This is a genomic window from uncultured Oribacterium sp. (assembly GCF_902481605.1).
Taxonomy (GTDB): Bacteria; Bacillota; Clostridia; order Lachnospirales; family Lachnospiraceae; genus Oribacterium; species Oribacterium sinus.
This window is the reverse complement of record NZ_CABSXI010000078.1, coordinates 1-10,074: the sequence shown is the minus strand read 5'-3', so window position 1 is coordinate 10,074 and position 10,074 is coordinate 1. Positions and strand designations below refer to the sequence as shown.

Genomic DNA, 10,074 nt, shown 5'->3' with positions numbered 1-10,074 from the left:
CTGCACAGTCTATGCTTTCTCAGGCTAACCAGCAGCCACAGGGAGTTCTTTCTCTTCTGAGATAAGACTTTCTAAGAAAGCAACGAAATACTTTCAAAAAACAAGGAAAACCGGGGCCGGTAGGGGCTCCGGTTTTTTTTGTGCTGTAAAAGATAGATTAGGGATAAAATAAAATAGGACTTATGGCTTACAAGACAAAACAGAGGCTAGTACCATAGGAAAAATGTCTAAAACCGTAAGGAAAAGTATAGTGAAAAAGCCTCCTGTGAGCCATTGCATTTTTATGTTAGAGTAGGAAGGAGCATTTGGACAGAAGATAGAGGAGGAACCCTTATGGCTTTATCATTTCGAGAGAAAAAAGACTGCGCTTACGACGCCATTTCCTTAGGAGAAATCATGCTTCGCCTGGATCCGGGAGAGGGCCGGATTCGTACCGCAAGACAATTCAAGGTTTGGGAAGGTGGCGGAGAGTACAATGTGGTGCGGGGACTTCGACGCTGTTTCTCTTTGAAAACTGCGGTAATTACAGCATTTGCGGCAAATGAAATCGGATACCTTGTGGAAGACTTTATTCTGCAGGGAGGCGTGGATACATCCTTTATCCATTGGGCAAAGACGGATGGCATCGGAAGAAGCTGCCGAAACGGTCTCAACTTTACGGAGCGTGGCTTCGGAGTAAGAGGCGCCAAGGGCTGTTCCGACCGGGCAAATACCGCCATTTCCAAGTTGAAGAAGGAAGATATTGATTTGGATAGGATTTTCGGGGAGCTGGGGGTTCGTCTGCTGCATACCGGAGGGATTTATGCGGCTCTTTCCGAGCAGTCCGGAGAAACCATGCTGGCAGTGATGGAAGCGGCAAAGAAGCACGGTACGGTGATTTCCTACGACTTAAATTACCGCCCCTCCATGTGGGATGCCATCGGAGGCGTAGAGAAGGCCCGGGAAGTAAACCGGGAAGCGGCCAAATTTGTGGATATTATGATGGGAAATGAAGAGGATTTCACCGCCTGTCTTGGTCTTCGTGTAGAGGGACAGAAGGACTTAAAGCATTTGGACCCTAAGGCCTATGGGAAAATGCAGGAAGAGCTGGTAAAGCTTTACCCCAATTTTAAGGTGGTTGCTACCAGCCTTCGAACCGTACACAGTGCCACGGTAAATGACTGGTCCGGCATTTGCTATGCAGAGGGTCAGGTGTATGAGGGAATGTCCTTCCCCAAGCTGGAAATTTTTGACCGAGTGGGAGGAGGAGATTCCTTTGCCTCAGGCCTTCTGTACGGCTTAATGGAAAAGGGAGATCCCGCACTTGCCATCCAATATGCGGTTTGCCACGGCGCTTTAGCCATGACCACACCGGGAGACACCACCATGGCCAGAAAAGAAGAGGTGGAGGCCCTAATGAAGGGAGCCGGCGCAAGAGTGCTTCGATAGGATAAGCCGGAATTTGGCGTAGTAAATTAAGGGGCATAAAAAAGGAACTGTAATAAATCGAAAGAGTAAATTAGTTTTGGCAGTATAGGTCTAAAATCGGGGCACGCTCTCGCTAACTTCGCCACCTAGCAGTACTAACTTCTAGCATCGCTTTGCTCGCTTTCAGTAAGTACTGAGGGGCTCAGATTACCCCCATTTCAGACCTATACTGCCAAAACTTTCACTAAACTCTGATTTTATTACAGTTCCTTTTTTTATTCCACTGTCACGGACTTCGCCAGGTTTCTGGGCTTATCCGGATCGAAGCCCTTTAACAGGCTGACCTGATAGGAGAGGAATTGTAGGGGAAGCACCAATAGGCTTCCGGCAAAGAGAGGATGGGTATTGGGAACCATAAGACTTCCGGCAAAGTCCTCTTCTTCAATGGAAATACCCTCCATGGTGATGGCAAAGCATTTTGCTCCACGGCTTCGTACCTCATGGATATTGGAAATGCTCTTTCCGGCAAGCTCTTCCTGAGAAAGAAGACCGATAACCGGGCTGCCCTTTTCGATTAAGCTGATGGTGCCGTGCTTTAATTCTCCGCTGCTATAGCTTTCACAGTGAATATAGCTGATTTCCTTCAGCTTCAAAGCGCCCTCCATGGAGATGGCCCAGTCCAGCCCTCTTCCCAGGAAGAAAATATTGTCCGCATCCTTTAGTTCCTTTGCCATAGGAAGGATTTCCTGATCGAAGGAAAGACATTGCTGAATTTTTCCCGGAAGAAGGAAAAGCTCTTCTGTTAGGCTCCGAGTCTCTTCCTTGCTGATTTTTCCCTTTGTCTTAGCCAAAAGCAGGGAGAAAATGTAGCCTGCCGCAAGCTGACAGCTGTAGGCCTTGGTGGTGGCTACCGCGATTTCCGGGCCTGCCTGGGTGTAAAAGACAAAGTCGGATTCTCTGGCAATGGCAGAGCCTTTCACATTTACGATGGAAAGGGTTTTCGCTCCTAATTTCTTGGCTTCCTTTACGGCAGCCAAGGTATCCGCAGTTTCTCCGGACTGACTGATGCTGATTACCAGTTCGCCCTTTTCCAAAATAGGGTGGTTATAGCGGAATTCACTGGCCAGCTCCACCTGCACCGGAACTCTGGCCAAGCTTTCGCAGACGGATTTTAAAACCCATCCTGCGTGGTAAGCGGAACCGCAGGCAATTACCCGAACTCTGGAAATTTCCTGAAAATCCTTTTCCGTCATGGAGAAGGCTTCATAGGAAAATTCCGGATTTTCTGAATTTCCCGCATTTCCTGCAGTCTCTTCATTTTCCTGATTGCAGGCATAGAGCAGGGTGTCCTTCACAACCTTAGGCTGTTCAAAGATTTCCTTTTCCATAAAATGCAGATAATCGCCCTTATGAATCTGGCTCTGATCCAGCTCTGCGATAGCGGAAGAACGCTGTACTTCTTCGGCATTTTTATTGTAAATATGGATTTCTTTTTCGGAAAGGCTTAGAATCTCTCGATTTTCCACAGGGTAGATTTCCTTGGTATAGTCCAAAAAGGCGGAAACATCGGAAGCCAGATAGAAGGCATTTTCTCCCTTACCCACAATCAAAGGACTGTCCTTACGCATGGCATAAAGAGTCTTTTCATCCTCCTGGAACATGATGGCAAAGGCATAAGAGCCCTTTAGCTCCTTTTGTACGGAGAAGAGAGTCTTTAAAATGTCCTTATCCTTCCGGTAATAATATTCGATCAGGTTTACCGCTACCTCCGTATCCGTGTCGGAGTAGAAGCTATAACCCTGTTCCTGTAAAAAATTCTTAAGCTCCGCAAAGTTTTCGATAATACCGTTATGCACCAGCACCACTTCCTTGTGCATGGACAGGTGGGGGTGGGCATTTTTTTCACTGGCCTTACCGTGGGTGGCCCAACGGGTGTGGCCGATTCCCATAGAGTAGGGAAGCTGACATTCTTTGTCAGCCGCAACCTTCTTTTTCAATTCTTCTAATTTTCCTACAGCCTTTACCAGCGTGAAAGGCTGAGAGTACAAAGCGATTCCCGCAGAATCATAGCCTCTGTATTCCAGACGGGAAAGACCGGCCAGAAGAATATCCTTTGTATTCCCCTGCCCAACAAAACCAACAATACCGCACATTGTAAATTCCTCCTATTTGATTGTTTGCGGTGCGGAGAAAGCTTTTGTTACGATTTTGATTTCGCTTTTTTTCTTTCCCTAACGATGCACTACTCCGAAACAGCATCCGCCGAATCTTTCGATGACTGTTTACCTCGTCGGCTTGGGGGTTCCCGAAGCCCTGGCGCTAATTTTTCTTTTTTCCTCAGAAAGAAAAATTTGTGTTATGATACCATGGTGAAAAAGAACTTGGGAATGCTTTTTTGCAAATTTTAAAGAAAAATTCTTTTTCCGGAGGATATTTCTAAAATTGTCGTAAAGAAAAGCATGGATGCGCATCGTTAGGGAATCCTTGGAAAATCCTCGGAAAAATGCAGAAAAGCCTTGACAATACAAGGGAAATTCTATAAAGTGATAAGGCTGTTATTACAGCGGAACAGAAGCAGGGCAAATGCCCGGGCTACATTAAATACTGAAATCAGTCCCTTGACTGGACCAGAGTAAGTAGCCTACACATAGGAGGTTGTTATGAATTCATACGTAGCAAAGGCTTCTACTATTGAGAGAAAGTGGTTCGTAGTAGATGCAGAGGGGAAGACACTCGGACGTCTTGCATCAGAGATCGCAGCAGTACTTCGTGGAAAGAGAAAGCCCACATTTACTCCGTTCTTAGACTGTGGTGACTATGTAATCGTAGTAAACGCAGAGAAGATTACCGTTACCGGTAAGAAGCTGGAGCAGAAGCTGTATCGTACTCACTCTCGTTATGTTGGTTCCATGAAGGAAACTTCTTTGAGAGATATGAGAGCAAACAAGCCGGAGCAGGTTATTGAACTTGCCGTTAAGGGAATGCTTCCCAAGGGTCCTTTAGGTAGACAGATGTACAAGAAGCTTTTCGTGTATGCTGGTCCGGATCACAAGCACCAGGCTCAGCAGCCAGTTGCACTATCAATCTAAGGGAGGATAAAAAATGGCTACAAACAGAAATTACGGCACAGGCAGAAGAAAAAGCTCTGTAGCAAGAGTATATATCATGCCAGGAACAGGAAAGGTAACCGTAAATAAGCGTTCTATCGACGAGTATTTCGGATTAGAGACATTGAAGACCATCGTTCGTCAGCCACTTGTGGCAACACAGAACGAAGGAAAGTTGGATGTTCTTGTAAACGTTAAGGGTGGCGGAACCACAGGTCAGGCCGGTGCAATTCGTCACGGTATCGCAAGAGCACTTTGCGAGATGGATAGCGATTTCCGTCCTATCTTAAAGAAGTCCGGTTTCTTAACCAGAGACTCTCGCATGAAGGAGAGAAAGAAGTACGGATTGAAGGCAGCTCGTCGTGCTCCACAGTTCTCCAAGAGATAAGAAAAGACATATTCAGTATGTGGGACTCTCCAAGTATTTGGGGAGTCTTTTCTTATCCCGTAGAACTGTGGGCTACTCGCCACAGGCTCGTAGCTACTTGCGGCAAGATGCCAAAGGGCATCTTGCTGGTCGCTCGTACAGTTCCAATCCTACTCTTTATCTAAGAGCCAATCAGATAGATTTTTGATTTGAATACCGTTGTAATTTCCAATAGTTAATCGGTCACCGGTTAAAATAACTTTTTCGTAGTTATCACGGATATTGGTCAGTGGTTTCAGTTCTTGGTCAAAGGTTTCTTTTGCGGTCATATCTGCGGTGACCTGGAAGTAGGTATAGGCCCCCTGTTTTTCTGCAACGAAATCAACCTCAGTATTACCAAGCTTTCCAATCATCACACGGTACCCTCGACGCAGGAGCTCAAAATAGACGATATTTTCCAGCGAAAATCCAAGATCGTATTGGCTGCGAGGCAAGATAAAGTTTCGCAAACCTAAATCTACAATATATAGCTTTCGATTAGCTTTCAGGAGCTGTTTTCCAACGATATCGAAACGTTCTGCAGAATAGAAAATAAAGGACTCTGTAAGAGCCTCAACATAATCACTCACAGTGTTAGGAGAGATTTTTCTTCCATTTGAACTCAGATAATCAGTAATGCTCCGGACAGATATCGGATTTCCGATAACACCGGACAGATATTTTGCGATGGTTTTTAGTAGAAAGATATCTGAGATTTTCCTTTTCTCCGGACTCTTTTCTTTCCTCGCTTGCCGATCTTCGATATCTTTTACAATTACTGTATTGTAGATGCCCTCCAGATAAGTTTCGAGTTTTTCTTGCGTGCGATCCATTGTGGCTATATAGGGAAGTCCTCCAACCCGCATATATTCTGTCAGACCTCGCTCTTGATCCATTTTGCAAATTTCAAGAAATTCTTTGAAGGATAGAGGAAGCATTTTGATTTCGACATATCGACCGGTTAATAGTGTAGCCAGATCTCCGGAAAGCATATAAGCGTTGGAACCGGTAATGTAGATGTCCACATTGGCTTTTATATATAGACTATCTACGACTTTTTCAAAGGAAGGAACCTTCTGAATTTCATCTAAAAAAATATAAGTCATCTTCCCTTTACATAAGCGATGTTTAAGATAGTCATAGAGCTTTTGATAGTCCTGCAGCTCTTCATATTCTAAATCTTCAAAATTGATGGAAATAATTTGTTCATCGGAAATATTATTATCTTTTAACCATTCTTGGTACTGCATAAGCATTGTGGATTTTCCGCAACGGCGAATACCGGTGACAACTTTGATGAGCTGTTCATCCTTCCATTGAATCAGACGATGCAAGTATTCTTTTCTTTTAACCAATGCAATCACCTCCATAATATAATATTCCAATATTAGCGCAAAATATAGAATAAAGCAATTTTTATTCCGAAATGGGAACAAAATAATAATAAATATAAATATATTCCAATATTGGAATGTAAAATGATGGTGTGTATGTTTCTAAAAGGATAGAATCGAAAATTTGTATTTTTCTACAAACAGCAAAGAAGATTTTTGGAACATTTTCTTAATAAGTTTTTAAAATGAATAAAAAAATCTTGTTTTTTAAAAAGCATAGGAGTATTCTACTTCCATCTTTCAGAAACGCGTTCTTTAGCTTCTGAAAGCAAAAAAAAGAAAAATGTTTTTTTTCTGCAATTGGCAGAAGAGAGGAGACTATTATGAGAAAGATGGTTAGAGGATTATTCGTACTTGCAGCAATGACAGCAGCTCTTACAATGGTAGCTTGTTCCGGTAAGAAGGCAGAGACCACTGCAGCAGCTGAGAGCAAGATGGAGACTGAGGCAGCTAAGGAGTCTATGAAGGCTGACGAGAAGAAGGATGAGAAGAAGGATGAGAAGAAGGATGACAAGAAGGATGCTAAGGAGACCACTGCAGCAGCAGAAGAGTCCGAGAGCACAGAAGAGTCTTCCAAGTAATTTTTGAAAAACTATAAGGGGAGCCTGTGAAGGCTCTCTTTTTTGTTATCGAGAGATGGAGTATTCTAAGGGGATTATAAGGAGCATTACTATGAAAGAAGCAAAGAAAATAGAAGGAACAAACATTTTCCTACAGGAATGTATTAGGGAAATCGAGCAAGCGGTGGATCTGGACAGTATCACCGTGGAACGAGCGGTGTTCGGTCTCTTTTTCTCCGGGGTGAAGCTTTCCACGGGGCATGGAGGCTTATGTTTTACGCCGGTAAAGGAGATTCCGGAGGCCGTGTGCTGTCCCAGCTCTGCGAAGGCTATGCCCTTTTCCGGAAAGCTAAAGGGGAGAGGGGTTAGAGCCTATCTTGAGGATATTTTCTCGGAGAATATCTTAAGAAGAACTTTGGGAATCGCCGCCTTAAATGCGCTCAGCACCCTGGTATGGGAAAAGAAAGCACATCCGGAATATGAGCTCCTCCTTGGTGCGGATGCCTTTGATGAAATTGATGTAAAGAAGTATAGGAAATCCGTAGTGGTAGGGGCATTGGTGCCTATAATCCGAAAGCTTATGCAGGAAAATGCGGATTTTCATATCTTGGAAAAGGACAGCAGAACCTTAAAGGAGCGGGAAATGCCCTATTACCTTCCTCCGGAGAGGGCGGGAGAATGCGTGCCGGAGGCGGACTTATTAGTAATTACCGGGGTGACGATTTTGAATGATACCTTGCCTGGACTTTTGGCTATGGCGAAAAAGGATGCGGAAATTTTGGTGGTGGGTCCTACTGCAAGCATGCTTCCGGACTGCCTCTTTTCTAAGGGGGTTACTATGCTTGGTGGAATTCAGGTGACGAAGGCGGATGAGCTTTTGGATATCATCAGTGAGGGAGGCTCCGGCTATCATTTCTTCGGAAAATATGCGGAACGAACCGTGCTTCGTCGAAGATAAGGCATAGGAAAATCGCGCTTCGTAGAAGATAAAGCATAGGAAAATCGTGCTTACTTTTAAAATTTTACAAAACTCTTAAAAGGATATACTATTTTGCGTATTTTTGATACACTGCTAGGGCAACTTGTCGGTTTTCGGTAGGAAAAGAGTGTAATAGTGCCGAGTTCCGCTTTGTAAAAGCTTTAGGAGAAAAGGAAGAGTATGAAGAAAAAGATTTATCCTATTATCGCCCTGTCATTTGCCATCATGATGAGCGCTTGTAGCGGTAAGAAAGCATCAGAGCCCAGCAGTGTAGAGAAGGAAGAGACAGAGAAGGCAACAAGAGAAGAAACGGAAAAGGAAACGGAAGAAGAAACCGAGAAGGAAGAAGCTTCCGATGCCAAGGATCTCATTGTTCCCGGTTATGCATTGGGAGAGATTCCTGCAATTCCCGCAGTGGAGATTAACGGTCTTGGAATTTTTGAAAATCCTGCAGCGAAGATTACCATGGACAAGACAGAAGCCTTAAGTTCCGTTCCCGGTATCACCGTTACCCCTGTAAAGCTGGAGAATGATCAGATTTACCGTGGAAACAGTGTGATGCAGCTGGGAGAAGGAGGAGCCGGTCAGATGAGCTCCGACGGTCTTACCGTGCAGACAGACGGAAACGGAGCAGGACAGTATGTGGATGCGGAGAGAGGGCTTACCATCCAGAGAAATACCGACGGTTCCGGACAATATGTGGATGAGCAGAAGGGTATCACCTTACAGGTGAATTCTGACGGGACAGGACAGTATTCCGATGATGGACAGGGCATTACGCTCCAGGTTAGCGAAGGTGGCAATGGAATCTTCACAGACACGAAGAAGGAAATTACCATGATGGTCAGCGATGATTCCACCAGCTATACCCAGGGCTCTATTGACATTGATGTAAAGTCGGATGGAAGCGGAAGCTACTATAACAGCGAAACCGGCTTAAGCATTAAAAATAATGGACAGGGAAAGGCAGTGATTAGTCTTGGCAATGACGAAAAGACCGTAGATGCCAAGCCTTTGGAGAAGCCTACAAAGCTGCCAAAGCTTTCCATGGTTCCCGCAGTACCTAGACTGGAGGCCAACAGCCTTTTGATTACTCTGGATTCCGGTGTCCTTTTCGATGTGGATAAGTACGATATCCGTCCGGATGCGGAGAAGATTTTAAACGATTTGGCAACGGTATTAAAGGAAGCGGGCATTACCGCCTTCCAGATTGACGGACATACCGACTCCATGGATACGGATGAACACAACCAGGTGCTTTCCGAGAATCGTGCAAATTCCGTAAAGAGTTATTTGGCATCTCAGGGCGTGACTGCAGAAATCACCACCCACGGTTATGGAGAAAGCCGTCCTGTTGCCACCAATGATACAGCAGAAGGAAGACAGCAGAACAGACGTGTAGAGATTATCGTTCCTACTGCATAAGAGAATAGTATTAAAAGCCAAATTGCTTAAAAGCTAAAATTGCTTTAAAGACCAATTAATCTAAATCAAAAAAGAAATTAAAGATGTAAAAAACGGGAGTGTAACATTGCGAATCGACCCTTAGAGAGTTCGGATTGTTGCAGGAAGCTATAGCTTCCATGGTTTTTTACATCTTTTTTGTTTTGAATGTTTATGTCGGATGAAGAACGGGAGAGTTTGCTTTCATGACTATCGTGGAAGATGTTGGAACAGTCTGTAAAAAATATGCCGGAATTTTTAAATATGAAGGGCTGATTTATACACTATTTATAAATCCAATAAGTCTATACATTTATCACGATTATAAATATCTAACAAAAAAGTGATTTATACTATTGATAAATTTAGCGAAAAAGTATAATAATAAAGAAGGCAAAATAAAAATTATCATAAAATACCGTTTTGATTTCGAAAAACCGACATTTTTCCTAATTATATAGAAAAATCTCGGAAGAAAGAGAAACAGTACAGAAGGAGGAGAAAAGTGAAAAAAAACTTGGCTAAGCTACTTCCCTTGCTACTCTTGTCCGCAGCCCTGGTAGCCTGCGGAGGAAGCAAGGCGGAAGATAAGGGAACAGGAGCATCTACAGAAAAGGCACAAGAGCAGAATGCTTCTTCTGATGGAGAGAAGAAGGTAGAGGCAAATGCTTCCGGACAGAAAGACAGCTTCACCTACATCATTGACGGTGACCCGGGAAATACCCTGAATCCTTTAACAGCAGATGACCGCTACGGTCTTATGACCTGCCATGCAGCC

At 44.1% G+C, this 10,074-nt stretch carries 8 protein-coding genes and 1 pseudogene; 7 read left to right on the top strand and 2 right to left on the bottom strand.

The features are described from left to right. The first annotated feature begins 333 nt into the window (after nucleotides 1-333). Complete coding sequence (locus RDQ32_RS09995) at nucleotides 334-1,428, top strand: sugar kinase (RefSeq protein ID WP_308580331.1); 1,095 nt, start codon at nucleotides 334-336, stop codon at nucleotides 1,426-1,428. Nucleotides 1,429-1,682: 254 nt separating this feature from the next. Here the strand turns inward: RDQ32_RS09995 and glmS are convergent, their stop codons facing one another. Further along, nucleotides 1,683-3,560 carry a glutamine--fructose-6-phosphate transaminase (isomerizing) gene (gene glmS, locus RDQ32_RS09990; protein ID WP_308580330.1) on the bottom strand — a complete coding sequence of 626 codons (1,878 nt, stop codon included), beginning with the start codon at nucleotides 3,558-3,560 and terminating at the stop codon, nucleotides 1,683-1,685. Between the two features lie 507 nt (nucleotides 3,561-4,067). Between glmS and rplM the strand changes: the two genes are divergently transcribed. Both rplM and rpsI read left to right on the top strand, forming a co-directional pair. Then, entirely contained in the window at nucleotides 4,068-4,496 is a 429-nt protein-coding gene (rplM, locus tag RDQ32_RS09985; RefSeq protein WP_007156835.1) for a 50S ribosomal protein L13, read from the top strand. Nucleotides 4,497-4,509: 13 nt separating this feature from the next. Then, nucleotides 4,510-4,902 carry a 30S ribosomal protein S9 gene (rpsI, locus tag RDQ32_RS09980; RefSeq protein WP_007156834.1) on the top strand — a complete coding sequence of 131 codons (393 nt, stop codon included), beginning with the start codon at nucleotides 4,510-4,512 and terminating at the stop codon, nucleotides 4,900-4,902. A 149-nt stretch (nucleotides 4,903-5,051) separates the two neighbouring features. Here the strand turns inward: rpsI and RDQ32_RS09975 are convergent, their stop codons facing one another. Next, complete coding sequence (locus RDQ32_RS09975) at nucleotides 5,052-6,290, bottom strand: ATP-binding protein (RefSeq protein ID WP_308580329.1); 1,239 nt, start codon at nucleotides 6,288-6,290, stop codon at nucleotides 5,052-5,054. 347 nt (nucleotides 6,291-6,637) lie between these two features. Here RDQ32_RS09975 and RDQ32_RS09970 point away from each other — a divergent pair, with 347 nt between their 5' ends. From RDQ32_RS09970 to RDQ32_RS09955, 4 genes and pseudogenes are all read left to right on the top strand, one after another. Then, the gene (locus tag RDQ32_RS09970) at nucleotides 6,638-6,895 is read left to right on the top strand and encodes a hypothetical protein (protein WP_308580328.1); all 258 of its coding nucleotides are present in this window, start codon (nucleotides 6,638-6,640) and stop codon (nucleotides 6,893-6,895) included. Between the two features lie 91 nt (nucleotides 6,896-6,986). After that, nucleotides 6,987-7,832 (top strand): DUF364 domain-containing protein, encoded by an 846-nt coding sequence (locus tag RDQ32_RS09965; RefSeq protein ID WP_308580327.1) that lies wholly within the window; start codon nucleotides 6,987-6,989, stop codon nucleotides 7,830-7,832. 201 nt (nucleotides 7,833-8,033) lie between these two features. Continuing rightward, the gene (locus RDQ32_RS09960; RefSeq protein WP_308580326.1) at nucleotides 8,034-9,278 is read left to right on the top strand and encodes an OmpA family protein; all 1,245 of its coding nucleotides are present in this window, start codon (nucleotides 8,034-8,036) and stop codon (nucleotides 9,276-9,278) included. Between the two features lie 523 nt (nucleotides 9,279-9,801). Continuing rightward, nucleotides 9,802-10,074 (top strand): annotated as a pseudogene (locus RDQ32_RS09955) (ABC transporter substrate-binding protein); the annotation flags it as partial.